This window comes from Paenibacillus sp. p3-SID1389 (assembly GCF_025151705.1).
Classification (GTDB): Bacteria; Bacillota; Bacilli; order Paenibacillales; family Paenibacillaceae; genus Fontibacillus; species Fontibacillus phoenicis.
The window spans coordinates 23,245-42,575 of sequence record NZ_JALXVO010000039.1 but is presented as its reverse complement, the minus strand read 5'-3'; the positions used below and the strand labels follow the sequence as shown (position 1 = coordinate 42,575).

The following is a 19,331-nucleotide window of genomic DNA, read 5'->3' as shown; positions in this document are numbered from 1 at the left end:
CGACTTGCTCATTTCAAAACTGACGAGAATTAAATCTCGGTTTATTACTCACTCGTTGTTCAGTTTTCAAAGATCAACTTCGTTTTTTCGTCATCGCTGTGTTTCAGCGGCGACTTTTATAATATATCACAGTCAGTCAGGTTTTTGCAAGAGTTTTTTTAAACTTTTTTCTTGCTAATGTTTTCCTGCCCTTAACTGCTTGTCCTGTAAAACAAGGACGATTGCTAATTTACCATAAGAACAGCCCTGCCGTCAACTATATCTTAGCCTATTGTTTGGCTTGTGGAAAGCGGGCCCGCCGGGCATATTTCGATAATTCTTTGGAGGGAGCAAAGCGAGCATACATCCGGAAAATCGTTTTGTAGCGGTTGGCGATCGCATGGCGAATCTCTTGATCCAGACGCGTATCGTTCAGATCGAGCAGCATTTCATCCAATTCTTTTCGCAGCACATAATCCAGTTCCTTGCATTCCTTATCACTGAACAACATTCCCAGCATGCACAACACTCCTTGTTCAACCCATGTTATAAGGTATCGGTCTATTTATAGATGCTTTAATGTTATGCTCACTTTTTGGGAAATTTATGAATGCTTGCGAAAATCATTGATCGCTTAACTTTCAAATGCCTAACTTGCTGCTCCACCGACGAGATAAAAAGTTACCGTGCTCTCAATCACCGCAGCAACCAGCAGCATAACAACGATCCAGACCGCCCCCCGCCCGGCAGAAACAAGAAAGCCCCTCCAATCCACCGTACGCTCCGAGGCATCTCTGGAACCGGCCTCTCCCAAGCTCTTTAGTGCCAAGTAGCCGAATTGCATCCCAAAGCCTGCGGCGATCAGAATCGCGGGAATTTCAATGATCCCATGGGGAAGCAGACCACGAACGATCAGATCCATCAAATTTTCACCTCGGCCGCCAGCCGCCATCACCACAAACCCCAATGCCAAGCCGTTCATCAGCAAGAAGAAAGCCGGTAAGATCCCAAGAATGGCGCCCAGCAGCATCACACCGATACTTTTAGTCACATTATTAAAAAAGATAAACAGGAAAAAGCTCCACTCCGGATGATCCGACTGCGCCAAATCCCGGCTGACCCGACTAAGCCGTTCGAGGTCAGGCATTACGATGCGGGTTAACGTGTCGGCGTTCGCCGCCCCCAGAGCAAGTCCCGCCGCAAAAATCAGGATTGAAAGCAGCATCGCTTTCTTATATTTGCGTAAGTCGCAGATAAATCTCCGAATCGAGAACATCGCATCAAATCTCCTTCAAATTATGATCGGCCAAGCGTCATAAAGCTGTGGAACAAGCATACATTTGTACAAGCGGATCAGTTCAGATCATTTCATTCTGATAACGAGAGGGGCTTAAAGGTTCATGAACAACTTCTTCTATGTCCTTAACGGGAAGAAAATCAAACGCTTTTTCTTTGTCTTCGCTGCGGCCCTTTTTGCTGCCGGCGTCATCTACGTGGAGCAGGGCCATGTCACGGTATTCTCAGAGGAAAGCGCTCCGTCCGCTATTTATAGCGTGTCCACGAACAAAAAAGTCATAGCCCTTACCTTCGATATCAGTTGGGGCGATACGCGGGCCGAGCCGATTCTCAACGTGCTGAAGGAGAAGAATGTGCAGAAAGCAACCTTCTTCCTGTCTTCTCCCTGGAGCAAGACCCATCCGGACATCGTCAAGGCGATTCAGAAGCAAGGCTATGAAATTGGAAGCCACGGGCATAAACACACGAATTACAGCAGCCTGAGTGACGAGGAAATTGCCCGTCAAATTTCTACCTCTCATACGATTTTGACCGAAGTGACAGGCCAACCTCCCAAGCTGCTGCGGCTTCCGAACGGCGACTTCGATAAGCGCGTGCTTAGAATTGCTGCAAGCCAAGGCTACAAAGTCATCCAATGGGATACTGACTCCCAGGATTGGATGAACAAAGGGGTTCAAACCATCGTTGACCGCGTCGTTAAGAAAGCCCATCCCGGAGATATCGTTCTCCTGCATGCCAGCGATTCGGTGAAGCAGACGCACGAGGCGTTGCCGATCATCATCGATGAGCTGCGGAAGCAAGGCTATGAGTTTGTGACCGTAACGGATCTGCTGCAGGAAGCCAGCGTTCAAGGCAACGAAGTCCGCGATCAAGCGTGGCTGAAGAAGCAGTTGGAATACGCTGTCGGTTTGTGAATTTGTAGCAAAAAAGCCCAGTTTAGGCTGGGCTTTTTTGTGTTTCTGAATTTCCAGAGTTCAACACTCGCTGTAGAATTAAGATCTGGTAAGCATTACATGCGATTAATGGCGCAACAATCCAAGCCGTCGCGGAATTGACACCAATCTTCAATACGCCGACAGTTTCCACGATCGTAACTGCAATCATAAAGAACAACGTGGGAATCCAGGCGGTTGCATTCGTCAATTTGGCCTTATAAAACGCAGTTCCCACAGCCACAATAAGAATGATAATGCCAAGGATCAGGTCGGAAAACCCGTTCTTCTCGCCGCCCACGAATATCCGCAGGAACATCAGCTCCAGCAGCGCTAAAGCGGTTAAGACCAGCTGCACATATTGCCATGTTCTTCTGGAGAAGACACCGTTCCCCATATAATTGATCATTAAATATGCGAAAAAGCCCATTTGGGAATACACGCTAACCATAATGCCAACGCCAAGTAATATCCCGACATTGACCAAAATATCGGTCAGGCCTTTATATTGCAGGGTATCGGTCCATTGCAGCAACAGCCCGACCATCAGCGACCCCGCCGCCCCTACGGCTAAGGTTGTCCCAAATAAGTAAAGCCACTTTTTTAAGTTCAAGCCCCTTCCACCTCCACTAACGAAATATTTTACCAACGATCCCGGTAAAAAACCATTGTTTTTAAGCTTTTCGTTGGGATATTTCCGTTTTTAAGCCGCATACTAACTTTAGCAATGATGATAAGGAGGAAGGGAACCATGAAATGGCGGGGTACCCGTTGGATTTTATGCTTCTTATGTACATTCACTCTTCCGCTTGCAGCCTGCGGTTCTGAACAAAGCTCCCCCTCCTCTTCCCAGGGTGGGGGATATAAAGAAACGAAATCGATGGTTATCGATATTCTTAAGACTGACGAAGGTAAAAAGGCTATATATGAGGCGTTAAGCAATCCTCCAAGCAGCAGCGAAAGCGGAAGCGGAAGCAGCGGCTCAGAATCCGGTTCGGAGTCCGGTTCTGATTCCGGTTCCGGGTCGGGCGGATCCGGAGGAAGCAGCGGAGGCGGAACGTTTGGGGTGAAGATGATTCTCCCGTCCCAAACCTCCAATGAGGTGCGTATGGCTGTCAAGGAGACGATTACTTCCCCGGAATACAAGAAGGAAATCGAGAAGATCATGACCGATCCGCAGTTTGCCGGGGATTTTGCGAAGGCGATCAACGCCCAAAGCAAAGAGCTCCATATGCAGCTGATCAAAGACCCTACTTATCAGAAATCGATCAGCGAAATCCTGAAATCGCCGGAAGTCATGAAGATGTTCCTCGATTTAACCAAGACGCCGGATTACCGCAAGCAATCCATGACGGTCATGCAGGAAGCGATGCAAAGTCCGTTGTTCAAATTGGAAGTGCTTGAGCTGTTGAAAACCGTCGTTCAAGAGCAACTGCAGCCGAAGGTGGAAAAAGAGCCTAAGCAGGACGAAGGCGGCGGTGACGAAGGCAGCGGCGATGAAGGCGGCCAAAGCAAAGAGGGCGAAGGCAGCGGTGGATCTTCTTAAGCCGCAAGCTAACGCTCATCCCCCCCCAAAAAAAGACCGACCCGTTAAGGGTCAGTCTTTTTTGCATTTCAGCACGATGCGCTGTGCCAGCTCGTCATACAGCCGACCAACCGGGGTCTCCGCTTTGTACACCGACGGAGAAAAGTCCGGCTCGGACGGATGGTTATCCGGCGCTCCCAGCGGGAATTGCGCCAGCAATTCGGTATGTAAGGACTCCGCCAAACGAGCGCCGCCGCCGCGTCCGAAGACATAATCCTTCTCGCCGCATTTGGAGCACTCGTAGTAAGCCATGTTTTCGACGACGCCCAGCACTTCATGTTCCGTGCGCAGCGCCATTGCCCCGGCCCGGGCAGCAACAAAAGCTGCAGTGGCATGCGGGGTGGTGACGATAATCTCCTTGCTATGCGGAATCATCTGGTGTACGTCTAGAGCGATATCCCCTGTACCCGGCGGAAAATCAAGCAGCATATAATCCAAATCGCCCCACTGGACATCGCTGAAAAATTGCCGAAGCATTTTCCCCAGCATCGGTCCCCGCCAAATCACAGGGTTATTGTCCTGGATAAAGAAGCCCATCGACATGACCTTGACACCAAAGCGTTCTACGGGCAAGATTTGGCCGTTCTCTACCAGCGGTGCCTCTTCGATCCCCATCATATCGGGAACGCTAAAGCCATAGATGTCGGCATCAATTAAGCCAACCTTCTTGCCTTGACGCGCCAGGGCCGCCGCCAAATTTACCGTGACGGTAGACTTGCCCACTCCGCCCTTGCCGCTGGCAACAGCAATAAATTGAACGCCAGATCTAGGGTCAAGAATCGGCACCCCTTCCAGACCTGCCCCATGCCCCTTCAGTTCGCTGCGTTCACTATGGGATGAATCCGAAGGTTGACGAGCCGCGCTAAACGCTGCCTCGCGTTCCTGCTCCGAAGCTTCACGGAAGCGAAGATGAACATCCTTCACCCCCGCTTCGGATAAGCGGAAGCGGATCTCCCGTTCGGCTTCCACCTGTGCCGCACTGCCTTTCTCAAAGCCGACAACGGTTAATGAGACGCGGTCTTCCTTAATCATGATATCGCGAATCCACTGGAGGTCGACTAGACTGAGACCTGTGGTTGGTTCTGCAACCGGGCGTAACGTTGCCTGAAGCTGCTCCTTCGTAATCACTGACAGCACCTCGACTTCATCAGATAGTTAGGTCTATTATAACATTACCTGACATCCTCTGCCGGGGTTTGTACTTTTTCTCCAGAATAATATCGCAAGATCCCCTGATAAATGGAAGCGGCTACTTTCCGCTGGTACGATTCCGTCCCAAGCAGCCCCGCTTCCTCTGGATTCGACAAGAACCCCACCTCCACCAGGACAGCTGGAATCTTCATCGCTTCAATCAGATACACCTTCTTATCCGCACGGTTCGCAACCCGGTCAGTGTTCTCCAGATTCCGTCGAAGCTCTTCCTGTACGAGCGCAGCCAGATTTGCGTTATCCGCATGATTAGGGGAATAGAACGTTTGCGCGCCTCGCCAGCGCGGAGAAGGAATGCTGTTCATGTGTATACTCACGAGCAGATCGGCCTGCTGTTCCTCAATAAAACGGACCCGGGTCATTAAATCCTCGGTCTTCCGTTTGCTGTAGCCCTTCGTGTCCGCCGCTGCCAAGTCCTTGTCCTCCTCGCGGGTCATGACGACAACCGCACCCGCCTGCTGCAAATAATCGCGCAGATATAAAGAGACGGCGAGATTGATGTCTTTCTCGATCAGCCCCTGTTTACTGCTGGCTCCGCCATCCGGTCCGCCATGGCCAGCATCCAGGGCGATCACTTGACCCGCCAGCGGGAGGCTCCAATAATTCCAGGCTTTCTGCGCCGGCACTCGGTAGAAGGCCAACCCAAGGATCACGGCAGCCAGACCCACGCCGATCAGCGCTATTTTGATGTGGTTCAGAGAAATCCATAACGTCACCTTATCTCGACCGCGCATAAAAAAGCCACCTTTCTCCCTTCATGACATTACTCATGATATGGGACAAGGTGGATAAATATGACTCATGCAGGGCTAAGCTAACCCCCGTGAATTAAGTTGGTTGAACCTGCTGCTTCATCCCTTCGATCAGGACCTCGGCAACCTCCGGCCGGGTAAATTCCGGCGGCGGACAAATCCCATCGCGCAACAAGCCGCGAACCTTCGTGCCGGACAAGGTCAGATGATCCTCTTTCGGATGCGGGCAGGTCTTGCTGGAAGCCATATTCCCGCATTTCGTACAGAAGAAGCTGTGTTCAAAGAACAGCGGCGTGATGCCAAGCTCCTCGGGCGTGAAGTTCGAGAAAATTTCTTGGGCCTCATACGTGCCGTAGTAATCGCCAACCCCCGCATGATCGCGGCCTACGATAAAATGCGTACATCCGTAATTTTTGCGAACCATCGCATGGAAAATCGCTTCACGTGGTCCGGCATACCGCATGGCTGCCGGGAACACCCCTAGAAACGTGCGATTTGCGGGATAGTAGTGTTTCAGCAGAGTCAAATAGCTCTTCATCCGAACATCTGCCGGTACGTCGTCCGATTTTGTCTCGCCGACCAGCGGATTCAGGAATAACGCATCCACGATTTCCATCGCACTCTTCTGAATATATTCATGTGCCCGGTGAACCGGATTGCGGGTCTGGAACCCTACCACCGTTCTCCAACCCTTCTCAGCAAAGATCCGCCGCGTCTCCGCCGGATCAAAATAAAACTCCTTAAACCGCGCCGGTTCGGGCCGGTTCAACACCTGAATCGAACCGCCAACGTAGTAAGGCGAACGTTCCAGCAGCTTCTTCACTCCGGGATGTGCAGGATCATCGGTTTTGAACACTTTGCGTGCTTCCTCTGCCTGATCAACGGAATAGATACTGCCAATCTCAAGCAGACCGTAAACAACGCTGTCCTGCTCACCAACCAACGCGACCTGTTCTCCAATTTCCAGGCTTTCCGCTTGTTCCCGGGCTACGGAGAGGGTAATCGGGATGCTCCATACCGTTCCGTCAGCCAGCCTCATGCGATCGACAACCGACCGATAATCGTCTTCGTTCATAAACCCGGTTAATGGCGAAAATGCCCCCACCCCAATGAGGTCCAGGTCCGAAATCGTCCAGTTATTAATGAGAATGGCCGGAAGGCCCTTCGCCTGTTCCAGGAGGCTTTCTCGTTGTGGTCCGGTCACAACCCGGTTAATCAGGCTCCCACCATGCGGTAATATTGACGTCACCCGTATCTCCCCCACTTCTGATTTTTTTCTCCTCACCGTTTATTGATGTAGTCCGCATTCCGTCTTTTCCGTTCCAGACCAGCGTCCTGCGCGTGGATCTTCTCCTGGCATTACCGGACGGGTACAATGTTCGCAGCCAATGCTAGGATAATTGCGGTCGTGCAAAGGATTATAAATGAGCTGATGCTCGCGAATGTAGTTCCATACATCGTCCGAGGTCCAGTTGGCGATAGGATTAAACTTCACCAGACCAAACTTAGTGTCGTATTCAATTTTCTTCGCATTTGCCCGGGTTGGCGCCTGGTCGCGGCGAATCCCTGTGATCCATGCCTCGTAGCGGCCCAACACCCGCGTCAGCGGCTCAACCTTACGCAGGTTGCAGCAAGCGTTAGGATCCGACTTCCACAGTTCCTCCCCATACTTCTGCGCCTGTTCCTCCGGCGTTAACGTAGGGGATACCCGTACAAATTCCAGTCCGTATTTGGCCGCAATCGCGTCCCGCGTCTCATAAGTCTCTTTAAAATGAAAATCCGTGTCTAAGTAAAAAATGTCGGTAGACGGGCTGATTTGCTGCAGCATATCGACCAAAACGACATCCTCAGCCCCAAAGCTGCAGGCAAAGGCGATATTCGGAAACGTCTCTACCGCCCAGGCGAGGATTTCTTGGGGGGATAACGACTCAAATTCCTCGGCCCTGGCCGCAATTAACTGCTCTTTTTCCAATAAATTCACTTTTCTTCAGACCTCCCGCATCAGGTTAAACAAGGCATACGATTATTCCAACTAATCAGATTTGAATTATATTTAAAAGTATATGGCATTCCCCCTAGAAGTCAATACTAAAAAATCCAAAATGAAAAAAAGTCCAAAGAAACCTTCAATATAAACGCAAAAAAGCCCCTTTCCAAAACGGAAAGGGACTTTCGTATGCAATATAAAGATTAACGTTTCGAGAACTGAGGAGCACGGCGAGCTGCTTTGAGGCCGTATTTCTTCCGTTCTTTCATCCGTGGGTCACGCGTCAAGAAGCCTGCTTTCTTCAATGCAGGACGGAGTTCCGGATCTGCTTTGAGCAGTGCACGGGAAATCCCGTGGCGGATTGCGCCAGCTTGACCGGAGATACCGCCGCCATGAGCGATGACGATAACGTCGTAGTTACCCAGCGTTTCCGTCAAAGTCAGCGGTTGTTTTACGATCAGCTTCAGCGTTTCCAGACCAAAATAATCGTTGATGTCGCGTTTATTGATGACAATGCGTCCTTCACCCGGTACAAGGCGAACACGAGCTACCGAATGTTTACGACGACCTGTCCCATAGTATTGTACTTGTGCCATGAAACTGTCCTCCCTTTTAATTATCCGCGAAGTTCGTAAACTTCAGGTTTTTGTGCCGCATGTGGATGCTCAGTGCCCGCGTAAGCTTTCAGTCTCAGCTTCATTTTCTCGCCAAGGCGAGTTTTAGGCAGCATGCCGTGAACGGCGGACTCAATTACACGTTCAGGTTTCGTTCTCAGCAAATCCTTGGCAACGGTCACTTTCAAACCGCCCGGATGCAGGGAATGACGATAATATTTTTTGTTATCGAGCTTTTTGCCGGTCAGGGCGATTTTCTCCGCGTTGATGACGATCACAAAGTCGCCGCAGTCAACATGTGGAGTAAATTGTGGTTTGTGTTTACCGCGGATAAGAGCTGCAGCTTCGCTAGCCAAGCGGCCCAGCGTTTTGCCTTCGGCATCGATGATGTGCCATTTGCGCTCTACTTCGCCTGGCTTCGCCATATAAGTGGTACGCATGTAAAGATCCTCCTTCAAATTCGTCCGAAATGGTTCATCCTGCTGAACACGATCATGCTCTTCGGGTCGCTTGACCAAAGTCAGCAGATTTATCTTCGATCGTTTCATTCATGTTTAGCAAGCATAAAATTCTTGTTTAAGCGGCTTTCTTGACTGGGGGCTGTGGGATAGCCATCAAGAAAACACAACTTTTATTTTACAGGAAGCCAAGTTAATACGCAAGCCTTTTTCAAAGGTTATCCCGAAAAAATCAAGCTTCCAGCCGCAACCGCTTCAATCACACAAATCTTCTTCTTCGTATTCCACACTCCAGAGCATCAGCCCTTTGCTCTCGGCCGTTGGGCCTGCGGCAGTCCGGTCTTTCGCCTCCAAAATCGCCTGGATCGATTCAGGCGTACGTTTGCCTTCACCGATCTCGATTAAGGTGCCAACGATGATTCGGACCATATGCTGCAGGAATCCGCTCCCCGTGACATAAAAATGGACGATCCCCTGGCCCGTTGTTCCAGGTATTTTTGCTAATGAATCCACCACGATCCGGGCATCATATATCGTACGAACATGGCTTAGCTTCGTGGACTGACGCGAGGCGAACGAAGTGAAGTCGTGGGTACCAACCAAATACGGCAGACTTGCCTGCATAGCATCAACATTGAGTTGTCCGGGATGATGAAACTGATAGTTCCGTTGGAACACATCCGGGAATCGGTTGGTATTAATGGTGTAGCGGTAGGTTTTCCGCTTGGCCGAATGCCGTGAATGGAAGGTCAGAGGGACCTCCCGAGCCGTCAACACGCGGATATCGGAAGGAAGACGCGCATTAAGCGCCAAACACCAACGTTCCACGGGAATACGCGAATCGGTGTGAAAGTGAAATGGCTGCTGCCTGGCATGCACCCCGGCGTCGGTTCGTCCAGAGCCATGGATTTTCACCGTTTCTCCCGTTAATTGGCGGATGGCTCCCTCAATATGATCCTGAACCGTATTTCCGCCCGGTTGGGTCTGAAAGCCGAAATAGTTGGTTCCGTCATAGCTGACGGTCATCAGCAAGTTGCGCATCGGTCCCTTCCTTTCTCAAGGCCACACATTTTCTCAATAAAAAAACTCTCCGAAAGCTTAGCCGTAAGGCGAGCCGACAGAGAGTTTTACACGCTAGATTGGGGAATCCCCGAATTACGCGCGATCTACCAGTTCCAGATAAACCATAGGAGCAGCGTCGCCGCGGCGAGGTCCCAGCTTCAGGATACGAGTGTATCCGCCTGGACGGCTGGAATAACGAGTTGCCAGTTCGGTGAACAGCTTTTGGATTGCATCCTGCTCGCCATCGATCGATTCGCGACGAACGTAAGCTGCCACTTGACGACGGGCATGCAGGTCACCACGTTTTGCCTTGGTGATCAGCTTCTCAGCGATCGAACGAACTTCTTTCGCCTTCGCTTCCGTCGTTTGGATGCGTTCGTATAAGAACAGGTCGGTTACCAGGTCACGGAACAATGCTTTACGTGCGCTGGAATCGCGGCCCAACTTTTGGTATGCCATGAGTTTTCCCTCCTTCGCTAGAACGATTCAAGTCAACTTATTCTTCAGTGCGCAATCCCAAACCTAACTCTTGGAGCTTCTCTTGAACTTCCTCCAAAGATTTGCGACCAAGGTTACGTACCTTCATCATATCTTCTTCGGTTTTCGTCGTAAGCTCTTGTACCGTATTGATACCGGCACGTTTGAGGCAGTTATAGGAACGAACGGAGAGATCAAGCTCTTCAATCGTCATTTCAAGCACTTTTTCTTTCTTGTCTTCTTCCTTCTCGACCATGATTTCCGCGTCTTTCGCTTCGTCCGTAAGGCCTACGAACAAGAAGAGATGCTCGGTCAAAATTTTCGCGCCGAGGCTTACCGCTTCTTCAGGTCTGATACTGCCATCGGTCCACACTTCAAGCGTAAGCTTGTCGTAGTTGGTCACTTGGCCAACCCGGGTATTCTCTACCACGTAATTGACCCGAGTAATCGGGGTATAGATCGAATCGACGGGAATGACACCGATCGGTTGATCATCTCGTTTATTTCGATCTGCCTGAACGTAACCACGTCCGCGGCCTGCGTAGATGCGCATGTGAAGTCTCGAACCCGGTTCAAGCGTAGCAATATGCAGATCCGTATTCAAAATTTCCACATCGCTGTCCGCACGGATATCTCCTGCCGTAACAACGCCTTCGCCTTCTGCATCGATTTCGAGGATCTTCTCCTCATCCGAATGAATTTTCAGCGAGAGTGCTTTCAGGTTCAGGATGATCTCCGTAACGTCCTCCATAACGCCCGGTACGGTTGCGAATTCATGCAGAACTCCATCGATTTGGACCGAGGTTACCGCAGCACCCGGCAGAGAAGAGAGCAAAATCCGGCGAAGCGAGTTGCCCAGTGTGGTGCCATACCCACGTTCAAGTGGTTCTACTACAAATTTCCCATAGGTGCCTTCATCGTTAACTTCTACGGTCTCGATTTTTGGCTTTTCGATTTCTATCACGAAAGTACCCCTCCTTCAAAACGTCGTTCCTTTCAATCTGCCTAAGATGCTGAAGTTCGTAACGTAGTATGCCTAAACATCCATTGTTCCCAATTGACGCTGGTGTTATACCACGGCTTCAGCGCGGCTTCATTAAACGCGGCGGCGTTTTGGAGGACGGCAGCCGTTATGAGGAATTGGAGTAACGTCTTTGATCATGTTGACTTCAAGGCCTGCCGCTTGCAAGGAGCGGATAGCGGCCTCACGGCCGGCACCAGGGCCTTTAACCATAACCTCAACGGTTTTCATGCCATGTTCCATCGCAGCTTTGGCAGCAGATTCAGCAGCCATTTGCGCAGCAAACGGAGTCGACTTACGGGAACCTTTGAATCCAAGACCGCCGGAGCTCGCCCAGGAAATCGCGTTACCGTGTGGATCCGTAATGGTGACGATCGTGTTATTGAACGTGGAGCGGATATGAGCCACACCAGATTCAATATTTTTCCGGTCACGACGTTTCGTACGTACGACTTTCTTTGGTTTAGCCATTGTCTGTTATCCCCCCTTCTTATTTCTTCTTGTTCGCTACAGTACGACGAGGACCCTTACGAGTACGGGCATTCGTTTTCGTACGTTGTCCGCGAACCGGCAAGCCGCGACGATGACGCACTCCGCGGTAGCAGCCAATTTCGATCAAACGTTTAATATTTAAGGAAATTTCACGACGCAGGTCACCTTCAACCTTGACCGTTTTGTCGATCGTTTCGCGTAGTTTGCTAACCTCATCTTCCGTCAAATCACGAACACGAGTGTCCGGATTGATGCCTGTTGTTTTCAGGATTTTCTGGGAAGTCGTTTTACCGATTCCGAAAATGTAAGTTAAGGCGATCTCAACGCGTTTATCACGTGGCAAATCCACACCAGCAATACGTGCCATTTTACGCTACACCCCCTTCAATTAACCTTGTTTTTGTTTGTGTTTCGGATTTTCGCAAATCACCATGACATTGCCTTTGCGACGAATGACTTTGCATTTTTCGCAAATCGGCTTTACAGAAGGTCTTACCTTCATGCTGATTACCTCCTAAAAGTTTTACAGAAGTAAAACTGGGATCGAAAGCATACGTTCTTATTTTGCGAAAGCAAAAATCCAATCGCACGCATTCTAATCATAAACTACTCTCTGAAACAACTCAACCTGAATATTGTACCACAACTTTACCGTAATGGGTATAGTCTATTTGCGGTAAGTGATCCGGCCTTTCGTCAAATCATATGGCGAAAGCTGAACGACCACTTTGTCTCCCGTCAAAATGCGGATAAAGTGCATCCGCAACTTACCGGAAACGTGAGCGAGAATTTGATGACCATTCTCCAACTCTACTCTAAAGGTTGCATTCGGCAACGGTTCAATGACCGTACCTTCGACTTCAATGACATCTTCTTTAGCCACAGTCAGTCTCCTTTCTCTTCAGCCATAGAATTGGCGGACTTCTGATAAGCAAGAACTGCATGCCGCAGTTTCCCGTTCGTCACCCGTCCGCTTTCCTGCAAACTATGAACAACCTCGCTGCTAACTTTGGGCAGTAGTTCAAGATGCTGGGCATTTTTACGTTTGGGTCCATCAAACTTCCGTTTGTTTCCGTCCGCGATCCAGACGAATTTGTCGTCCAGAATCCCGACAATCACATAAATCGCACCGGCATCCCTGCCTTTGAGAACTTTCACCAACTGACCGATTTGCGGCGCTGAGCGCTCTTTCACGTTCATCACCTACGCATCCAGTTTCGTGAAAATTTCCATCCCGTCCGGTGTAACAGCTACCGTATGCTCAAAGTGAGCGCACAACGAGCCATCCACCGTAACCACTGTCCAGTTGTCTTCCAGCGTTTTAACATATCGCTTCCCCATGTTAACCATCGGTTCGATCGCCAGGACCATCCCCGGCTTAAGCCGCGGGCCCCGGTCGGGCAAACCATAATTCGGAATTTGCGGTTCTTCATGTAAGCTCGCGCCAATGCCATGACCCACATATTCCCGAACGACGGAAAAACCGGCAGCTTCGATGAATTGCTGAATTGCATGCGAGATCGTGTACAATCGAACATCCGGTTTAACGAGCGCAAGGCCCGCATACAAGGAACCTTCGGTGACCTCCAAGAGTCGCTTGGCTTCCTCCGAAATTTTACCTACCGGATACGTCCACGCCGAGTCCCCATGGAAACCACGGTACTCCGCGCCGATATCCAATGTAATGATATCGCCTTCGTTCAATTTGCGTTTGCCGGGAAATCCGTGTACCAATTCTTCGTTGACCGAAGCGCAAATGCTGTAAGGAAAACCGTTGTAACCTTTAAAGGACGGCACGGCGCCCTGACTGCGAATGTATTTATCGGCGAGTTGATCGAGTTCTCCCGTCGTAATTCCAGGCTCAATCGCTTGGGCCATGAGCCTGTGCGTTTCCGCGACGATCCGCCCAGCTTCTCGCATAAAGCCTAGTTCCGTTTCGGATTTACAAATGATCATTACACCTAACCTCGCAGTAGTGACACGATTTCCTTCGAAACCGCATCGATTTCCTGTTCACCATCTACCTGACGCAACAGGCCTTTATCTTCATAGAACTTCAGAAGCGGTGCGGTTTTGTTGATATATTCGTCCAAACGAGTTCCTACGCTCTCTTCGTTATCATCCGAGCGTTGGTATAACTCGCCGCCGCATTTATCACAAACACCTTCCTGCCCCGGAGGATTAAAGATCACATGATAAGTGGCGCCGCAGGATTTGCAAATCCGGCGTCCCGTCAGCCGCGCCAGCAGCTTGTTCCGGTCCACTTTCAGGTTGATGACGTGGTCCAGCTTGCGACCCATGCTATCAAGCAGCTCATCCAGCGATTCCGCTTGCGAAAGGGTTCTTGGAAAACCGTCCAATAAGAAACCTTTTTCGCAATCGGGCTGCTGCAAGCGTTCGCGAACGATCCCCACTGTCACATCATCAGGCACGAGCAGTCCCTGATCCATATATTCCTTCGCTTTCATCCCCACAGGTGTTCCCTGTTTGATTGCCAGGCGAAATGCGTCGCCGGTAGAGATATGAGGAATACCGAATTCGTTAACGATTGTCTCGGCTTGTGTTCCTTTTCCTGCTCCGGGAGGCCCCATGAATAGTAGGTTCATGTTTCTCACTCCCTCCAACACTTCTCTACAACAAGAAATAGCTCAGTTAGGTGCCAGGCAAGGACGTTTGCACGTCCTCTGTTCCTGGTACCTACCGACTATTTATTGATAAAACCTTTATAGTGACGTTTGATCAATTGGCCTTCAATCGTCTTCATCGTATCCAGCGCAACGCCGATCACGATGAGGATCGATGTACCGCCGATCAAGACCGTGCTTGGCAACCCTGCGATAGCCCCCAATCCCATAGGGAGAATGGAGATGGCAGCAAGGAAAAGCGCACCGGTCATCGTCAAACGGGTTAACACCCGAGTCAAATAGGTTTCCGTCGCTTTACCAGGACGGATCCCTGGAATGTAGCCGCCGTTTTTCTTCATGTTCTCAGCCATCTGCTGCGGGTTCATCTGCACGAACGTATAGAAGAACGTAAAGCCGATGATCATGATCACATAAAGCACCATCCCAAGCGGACGGTTGGTAGACAAATGGGTCGTAATCCACTGCGCCCATGCGTACGGCGACCAGAAGCTGGCGATCACGACCGGGAATTGCAGCAAGGAAACTGCAAAAATGACCGGAATCACGCCGGCAGCGTTGATCTTGAGCGGAATATGCGTATTCTGCCCGCCATACATTTTGTTACCTACCACACGCTTTGCGTATTGGACCGGGATTTTCCGGATCGCTTGTTGTACGTAGATAACACCGATGACGATCAAGATGCACACCAAGAGAATCGCGATGGATTTCACCACATTGATGAAAGGCTGGCCTTCAATGATAAAATCCGATTGCGCAATCGTCGTAATGTGCGTAGGGATGGAGGCAACGATCCCGGCAAAGATAATCAGCGAGATCCCGTTACCAATCCCTCTTTCGGTAATCTGCTCACCTAACCACATCAGGAAAGAAGTACCGGCTGTCAACACGATGGCGATGACGAGATAGTCACCAAAAGTTGCATTCGGCACCATATCCGTATTGTACAAACGGTTAAAGCCAATCGACGTAGCAAACGCCTGAATAAGGGCCAAAATGACCGTTCCGTAACGGGTCACTTGGGCCATTTTCTTCTTACCGTGTTCCCCTTGCTTAGCCCATTCCGCAAATTTCGGAATGACGTCCATCGACAAGAGCTGTACGATGATGGAAGCCGTGATATAAGGCATGATCCCGAGGGCAAAGATCGAGAAGTTCTTCAGGGCGCCGCCCGAGAAGGTGTTCAAGAGCCCTAACAAGTTGTTTCCTGCTGCGTTGTTTGTCGCCTCAAAGACCTCTTTATTAACGCCCGGAACCGGAACGAAGGAACCGATCCGGTAAATGAGGAAGATAAACAACGTAAACAAGATGCGGTTGCGAAGGTCTTGAACATGCCATATGTTCTTAATGGTTTTAAACATTAGATCACCTCGGTTTTACCGCCGGCAGCCTCGATTTTCTCTACCGCAGATTGGGAGAACTTATTCGCTTTAACTGTCAGTTTGACAGTAACTTCACCGTTGCCGAGAATCTTGATGCCGCTCTTCGCGTCTTTCACGATTCCTTGTTCAAACAACAGCTCAGGAGTTACTTCCGTATCCGCCGCAAAGTTGTTCAAATCTTCGATGTTCACAATCGCATACTCTTTCCGCGTCGGATTGATGAACCCGCGTTTTGGCAAGCGACGATACAGCGGGTTTTGACCGCCTTCGAAGCCCGGACGCACACCACCGCCGGAACGAGCGTTTTGACCTTTGTGACCGCGAGTAGATGTTTTACCCATACCGCTGCCTGTACCGCGGCCGACACGTTTGCGCGTGTGGCGGGAACCAGGAGCTGGGGAAAGCTCATGTAACTTCATCGTTCGTTGCACCTCCTTATTTATTGTTGGCAATTAATAAGCTTACGCTATCCTTAGCCTTCGATTTCTTTAACCGAAACCAGGTGGCTCACTTGATTCACCATGCCGCGAATGGCTGGGTTATCGTTGTGAACAACGGATTGGTTAATTTTGCGAAGACCCAAGGTTTTCACGGTAGTACGTTGGTTCTCCGGACGACCGATCAAACTACGCACGAGGGTAATTTGCAGTTTAGCCATGAGATTCCCTCCTTAACCGAGAAGTTCTTCGACGGTTTTACCGCGCAATTTCGCAACATCCTCAGCACGTTTCAGACGGGACAAGCCCTCCAAAGTCGCGTTGACCATGTTGATGGAATTCGAAGAACCCAAAGATTTAGTCAAAATGTCGCCTACGCCAGCCAGTTCAAGAACCGCACGAACTGGACCGCCGGCGATAACCCCGGTACCTTCGGATGCCGGTTTCAACAGAACGCGGCCAGCTCCGAAATGCCCGATTACTTGGTGAGGGATCGTAGTACCTACGAGCGGAACATGCACAAGATTTTTCTTCGCATCTTCAATGCCTTTACGGATCGCGTCAGGTACTTCGCCTGCCTTACCGATCCCAGCGCCAACCCAGCCTTTGCCGTCGCCGACAACCACGAGTGCACTGAAGCTGAAACGGCGTCCGCCTTTAACTACTTTAGCTACGCGGTTAATGTTTACAACTCTTTCTGTCAGTTCTAAAGTGTTCGGATCTACACGCAAGTCGTTAACCTCCTTTTAGTGATGATTTTTAGAATTCCAGGCCTGCTTCGCGGGCTGCGTCAGCCAGCGCCTGAATCCGTCCATGGTACAGATATCCTCCACGGTCAAAAACAACGCTCTTGTATCCTTTCGCTTGTGCGCGTTTTGCGATCAATTCGCCCACTTTACGAGCGGATTCCACGTTGCCGCCGTTACCGATCGAACCGCTCAGTTCTTTATCGACCGTCGATGCGCTAGCCACCGTTACGCCTGCTACGTCGTCGATCAGTTGAGCGTAGATATGTTTGGAAGAACGGTATACGTTCAGTCTTGGACGAGCTGCCGTTCCTTGGACTTTCTTACGTACACGCAGATGTCTTTTCAGACGTGCTTTGTTCTTATCAGCTTTTGTAATCATGACTTCCATTTCACTCCCTTCGGTTTACCGCTATCGGACATTTCGTTTCAAGACGCCAGAAGGCTAGGCACGTTAAGAAGAAACTTATTTCTTCTTACCGGCTTTACCTTCCTTGCGAATAATGCGTTCGCCTTCATACTTGATCCCTTTGCCTTTATATGGCTCAGGCTCACGGACAGAACGAATTTTAGCGGCATATTCGCCTACGCGTTCTTTATTGATCCCTTTAACGATGATCTTCGTATTCGAAGGTACTTCGAATTCGATGCCCTCTTCCGGCGTAATTTCTACCGGATGGGAGTAACCAACGTTCAGAACCAGTTTTTTGCCGGACAAGCTTGCGCGGTAACCGACACCAACCAGCTCGAGCGATTTGGAGAAACCTTCCGTTACCCCGCTGACCATGTTGCTGACAACGGAACGGGTCGTGCCATGCAGGGAACGATGTAATTTATTGTCAGAAGGACGTTCAACGGTAATGACGTTACCTTCAACCGTTACCTTGATGTCCTTGTGAAGCTCACGAGTCAAAGTACCTTTCGGACCTTTAACTGTAATGACGCTATTATCAAGTGTGACATCCACACCACTTGGTACTGTGATTGGTTTGCGACCAATACGAGACATGTATTGCACCTCCTTGTTATAAGACGTAAATTACCAAACGTAGCAGAGGACTTCGCCGCCGGCTTTGGACTGACGAGCTTCCTTGTCAGTCATGACACCTTTGGAAGTGGAGATAATCGCGATACCCAAGCCGCCGAGGACACGAGGAATTTCATTGCTTTTCGTGTACACGCGAAGGCCTGGTTTACTGATTCTCTTAAGTCCAGAGATAACGCGTTCGTTGTTCGGGCCGTATTTCAGGAAAATACGGATGATCCCTTGTTTGTTATCATCGATATATTCAGCGTCACGGATGAAACCTTCACGCTTCAGGATCTCAGCGATTTGTTTCTTGATCGTGGACGCAGGCAGTTCAACCGTCTCGTGACGCACCGTGTTGGCGTTACGAATACGAGTAAGCATATCTGCAATTGGATCTGACATAGTCATACGTGTAAACCTCCTTCCCGTTGTTGATTAATTACCAGCTTGCTTTTTTCACGCCAGGAATCTGGCCTTTATAAGCTAATTCACGGAAGCAAATTCTGCAAATTTTGTACTTTTGCAATACCGAATGTGGGCGACCACAACGTTCACACCGGGTGTAAGCCCGAACTTTGAATTTAGGTGTACGTTGTTGTTTAACTTTCATCGAAGTTTTAGCCACTTAGCCTGACACCTCCTAAATAGTTTCGGAGAAAATGGACGGATTACTTAGCAAACGGCATGCCGAGCCCGCTCAAGAGCTCGCGGGATTCTTCGTCGGTTTTCGCCGTCGTTACGATGACGATATCCATACCGCGTACTTTATCCACTTGATCGTATTCGATCTCAGGGAAGATCAGTTGCTCTTTCAGGCCCAGCGTATAGTTACCGCGACCGTCAAATGCTTTCGTCGATACACCGTGGAAGTCACGGACACGCGGAAGCGTTACGTTAAACAGTTTGTCAAGGAAATGATACATGCGGTCTCCGCGAAGAGTTACCTTCACACCGATCGGCATGTTCTCACGCAGTTTGAAACCAGCGATAGATTTCTTTGCGCGGGTGATAACCGGCTTTTGACCAGCGATCAGCTGCATATCGTTTACTGCGGAATCAAGTACCTTCGAGTTCGCTACAGCGTCACCAACACCCATGTTGATTACCACTTTCTCGATCTTCGGCACTTGCATTACGGTTGTATAGTTGAATTTTTGAATCAAAGCAGGTGTTACTTCGTTCAAAAAGCGTTCTTTCAATCTTGCTGCCATGAATCATGGACCTCCT

General features: G+C 49.9%; 30 protein-coding genes. 2 read left to right on the top strand and 28 right to left on the bottom strand.

Features of this window, described 5'->3' with window-relative positions; translation table 11 throughout:
• Nucleotides 1-268: 268 nt before the first annotated feature.
• Nucleotides 269-499 carry a hypothetical protein gene (locus tag M3G15_RS15580; protein ID WP_009226677.1) on the bottom strand — a complete coding sequence of 77 codons (231 nt, stop codon included), beginning with the start codon at nucleotides 497-499 and terminating at the stop codon, nucleotides 269-271.
• Between the two features lie 129 nt (nucleotides 500-628).
• Nucleotides 629-1,255 carry a stage II sporulation protein M gene (locus M3G15_RS15575; protein ID WP_009226676.1) on the bottom strand — a complete coding sequence of 209 codons (627 nt, stop codon included), beginning with the start codon at nucleotides 1,253-1,255 and terminating at the stop codon, nucleotides 629-631.
• Between the two features lie 124 nt (nucleotides 1,256-1,379).
• Between M3G15_RS15575 and pdaB the strand changes: the two genes are divergently transcribed.
• Nucleotides 1,380-2,189: a polysaccharide deacetylase family sporulation protein PdaB gene (gene pdaB, locus M3G15_RS15570; protein WP_009226675.1), complete on the top strand. Its 810-nt coding sequence runs from the start codon at nucleotides 1,380-1,382 to the stop codon at nucleotides 2,187-2,189.
• A 22-nt stretch (nucleotides 2,190-2,211) separates the two neighbouring features.
• Here the strand turns inward: pdaB and M3G15_RS15565 are convergent, their stop codons facing one another.
• On the bottom strand, nucleotides 2,212-2,820 hold the full coding sequence (locus tag M3G15_RS15565) for a KinB-signaling pathway activation protein (protein WP_009226674.1): 609 nt from the start codon (nucleotides 2,818-2,820) through the stop codon (nucleotides 2,212-2,214).
• A 138-nt stretch (nucleotides 2,821-2,958) separates the two neighbouring features.
• Between M3G15_RS15565 and gerD the strand changes: the two genes are divergently transcribed.
• Entirely contained in the window at nucleotides 2,959-3,753 is a 795-nt protein-coding gene (gene gerD / locus M3G15_RS15560; protein ID WP_009226673.1) for a spore germination lipoprotein GerD, read from the top strand.
• 51 nt (nucleotides 3,754-3,804) lie between these two features.
• Here the strand turns inward: gerD and M3G15_RS15555 are convergent, their stop codons facing one another.
• From M3G15_RS15555 to rplE, 25 genes are all read right to left on the bottom strand, one after another.
• Nucleotides 3,805-4,920, bottom strand: a complete 1,116-nt coding sequence (locus tag M3G15_RS15555) for an Mrp/NBP35 family ATP-binding protein (protein ID WP_009226672.1) — start codon at nucleotides 4,918-4,920, stop codon at nucleotides 3,805-3,807.
• 44 nt (nucleotides 4,921-4,964) lie between these two features.
• Nucleotides 4,965-5,735 carry an N-acetylmuramoyl-L-alanine amidase CwlD gene (gene cwlD / locus M3G15_RS15545; RefSeq protein WP_260071431.1) on the bottom strand — a complete coding sequence of 257 codons (771 nt, stop codon included), beginning with the start codon at nucleotides 5,733-5,735 and terminating at the stop codon, nucleotides 4,965-4,967.
• A gap of 94 nt (nucleotides 5,736-5,829) precedes the next feature.
• On the bottom strand, nucleotides 5,830-7,002 hold the full coding sequence (gene sat, locus M3G15_RS15540; RefSeq protein ID WP_260071430.1) for a sulfate adenylyltransferase: 1,173 nt from the start codon (nucleotides 7,000-7,002) through the stop codon (nucleotides 5,830-5,832).
• 39 nt (nucleotides 7,003-7,041) lie between these two features.
• A complete protein-coding gene (locus tag M3G15_RS15535; RefSeq protein ID WP_009226669.1) occupies nucleotides 7,042-7,734 on the bottom strand; it encodes a phosphoadenylyl-sulfate reductase in 693 nt (230 codons plus the stop codon).
• Nucleotides 7,735-7,943: 209 nt separating this feature from the next.
• Complete coding sequence (gene rpsI / locus M3G15_RS15530; RefSeq protein ID WP_009226668.1) at nucleotides 7,944-8,336, bottom strand: 30S ribosomal protein S9; 393 nt, start codon at nucleotides 8,334-8,336, stop codon at nucleotides 7,944-7,946.
• A 20-nt stretch (nucleotides 8,337-8,356) separates the two neighbouring features.
• Nucleotides 8,357-8,794, bottom strand: a complete 438-nt coding sequence (gene rplM, locus M3G15_RS15525) for a 50S ribosomal protein L13 (RefSeq protein ID WP_009226667.1) — start codon at nucleotides 8,792-8,794, stop codon at nucleotides 8,357-8,359.
• Between the two features lie 273 nt (nucleotides 8,795-9,067).
• On the bottom strand, nucleotides 9,068-9,853 hold the full coding sequence (gene truA / locus M3G15_RS15520; RefSeq protein ID WP_009226666.1) for a tRNA pseudouridine(38-40) synthase TruA: 786 nt from the start codon (nucleotides 9,851-9,853) through the stop codon (nucleotides 9,068-9,070).
• A gap of 114 nt (nucleotides 9,854-9,967) precedes the next feature.
• On the bottom strand, nucleotides 9,968-10,333 hold the full coding sequence (rplQ, locus tag M3G15_RS15515; protein WP_009226665.1) for a 50S ribosomal protein L17: 366 nt from the start codon (nucleotides 10,331-10,333) through the stop codon (nucleotides 9,968-9,970).
• A 37-nt stretch (nucleotides 10,334-10,370) separates the two neighbouring features.
• Nucleotides 10,371-11,315 carry a DNA-directed RNA polymerase subunit alpha gene (locus M3G15_RS15510; RefSeq protein WP_009226664.1) on the bottom strand — a complete coding sequence of 315 codons (945 nt, stop codon included), beginning with the start codon at nucleotides 11,313-11,315 and terminating at the stop codon, nucleotides 10,371-10,373.
• A gap of 132 nt (nucleotides 11,316-11,447) precedes the next feature.
• A complete protein-coding gene (gene rpsK, locus M3G15_RS15505; protein WP_009226663.1) occupies nucleotides 11,448-11,843 on the bottom strand; it encodes a 30S ribosomal protein S11 in 396 nt (131 codons plus the stop codon).
• Between the two features lie 19 nt (nucleotides 11,844-11,862).
• Entirely contained in the window at nucleotides 11,863-12,231 is a 369-nt protein-coding gene (gene rpsM, locus M3G15_RS15500; RefSeq protein WP_009226662.1) for a 30S ribosomal protein S13, read from the bottom strand.
• A 21-nt stretch (nucleotides 12,232-12,252) separates the two neighbouring features.
• The gene (gene rpmJ, locus M3G15_RS15495; protein ID WP_003333770.1) at nucleotides 12,253-12,366 is read right to left on the bottom strand and encodes a 50S ribosomal protein L36; all 114 of its coding nucleotides are present in this window, start codon (nucleotides 12,364-12,366) and stop codon (nucleotides 12,253-12,255) included.
• Nucleotides 12,367-12,531: 165 nt separating this feature from the next.
• Nucleotides 12,532-12,747 carry a translation initiation factor IF-1 gene (gene infA, locus M3G15_RS15490; protein ID WP_007132547.1) on the bottom strand — a complete coding sequence of 72 codons (216 nt, stop codon included), beginning with the start codon at nucleotides 12,745-12,747 and terminating at the stop codon, nucleotides 12,532-12,534.
• 2 nt (nucleotides 12,748-12,749) lie between these two features.
• On the bottom strand, nucleotides 12,750-13,064 hold the full coding sequence (locus M3G15_RS15485; protein ID WP_260071429.1) for a KOW domain-containing RNA-binding protein: 315 nt from the start codon (nucleotides 13,062-13,064) through the stop codon (nucleotides 12,750-12,752).
• 3 nt (nucleotides 13,065-13,067) lie between these two features.
• Nucleotides 13,068-13,820 (bottom strand): type I methionyl aminopeptidase, encoded by a 753-nt coding sequence (gene map, locus M3G15_RS15480; RefSeq protein ID WP_009226660.1) that lies wholly within the window; start codon nucleotides 13,818-13,820, stop codon nucleotides 13,068-13,070.
• 5 nt (nucleotides 13,821-13,825) lie between these two features.
• The gene (locus M3G15_RS15475) at nucleotides 13,826-14,470 is read right to left on the bottom strand and encodes an adenylate kinase (RefSeq protein ID WP_016310721.1); all 645 of its coding nucleotides are present in this window, start codon (nucleotides 14,468-14,470) and stop codon (nucleotides 13,826-13,828) included.
• 98 nt (nucleotides 14,471-14,568) lie between these two features.
• Nucleotides 14,569-15,870, bottom strand: a complete 1,302-nt coding sequence (gene secY, locus M3G15_RS15470) for a preprotein translocase subunit SecY (RefSeq protein ID WP_260071428.1) — start codon at nucleotides 15,868-15,870, stop codon at nucleotides 14,569-14,571.
• On the bottom strand, nucleotides 15,870-16,310 hold the full coding sequence (gene rplO / locus M3G15_RS15465; RefSeq protein ID WP_009226657.1) for a 50S ribosomal protein L15: 441 nt from the start codon (nucleotides 16,308-16,310) through the stop codon (nucleotides 15,870-15,872). The genes secY and rplO overlap by 1 nt, the downstream gene beginning before the upstream one ends.
• 53 nt (nucleotides 16,311-16,363) lie before the next feature.
• Nucleotides 16,364-16,549, bottom strand: coding sequence for a 50S ribosomal protein L30 (gene rpmD, locus M3G15_RS15460; protein WP_009226656.1), 186 nt, complete (start codon nucleotides 16,547-16,549; stop codon nucleotides 16,364-16,366).
• A 12-nt stretch (nucleotides 16,550-16,561) separates the two neighbouring features.
• Nucleotides 16,562-17,059 (bottom strand): 30S ribosomal protein S5, encoded by a 498-nt coding sequence (rpsE, locus tag M3G15_RS15455; protein WP_009226655.1) that lies wholly within the window; start codon nucleotides 17,057-17,059, stop codon nucleotides 16,562-16,564.
• 28 nt (nucleotides 17,060-17,087) lie between these two features.
• Nucleotides 17,088-17,456 (bottom strand): 50S ribosomal protein L18, encoded by a 369-nt coding sequence (rplR, locus tag M3G15_RS15450; RefSeq protein ID WP_028539490.1) that lies wholly within the window; start codon nucleotides 17,454-17,456, stop codon nucleotides 17,088-17,090.
• 84 nt (nucleotides 17,457-17,540) lie between these two features.
• A complete protein-coding gene (gene rplF / locus M3G15_RS15445; protein WP_009226653.1) occupies nucleotides 17,541-18,083 on the bottom strand; it encodes a 50S ribosomal protein L6 in 543 nt (180 codons plus the stop codon).
• Nucleotides 18,084-18,113: 30 nt separating this feature from the next.
• Nucleotides 18,114-18,512, bottom strand: coding sequence for a 30S ribosomal protein S8 (gene rpsH, locus M3G15_RS15440; protein ID WP_009226652.1), 399 nt, complete (start codon nucleotides 18,510-18,512; stop codon nucleotides 18,114-18,116).
• A gap of 31 nt (nucleotides 18,513-18,543) precedes the next feature.
• Nucleotides 18,544-18,729 (bottom strand): type Z 30S ribosomal protein S14, encoded by a 186-nt coding sequence (locus M3G15_RS15435; protein WP_009226651.1) that lies wholly within the window; start codon nucleotides 18,727-18,729, stop codon nucleotides 18,544-18,546.
• Between the two features lie 43 nt (nucleotides 18,730-18,772).
• The gene (rplE, locus tag M3G15_RS15430) at nucleotides 18,773-19,315 is read right to left on the bottom strand and encodes a 50S ribosomal protein L5 (RefSeq protein ID WP_009226650.1); all 543 of its coding nucleotides are present in this window, start codon (nucleotides 19,313-19,315) and stop codon (nucleotides 18,773-18,775) included.
• Nucleotides 19,316-19,331 lie beyond the last annotated feature (16 nt).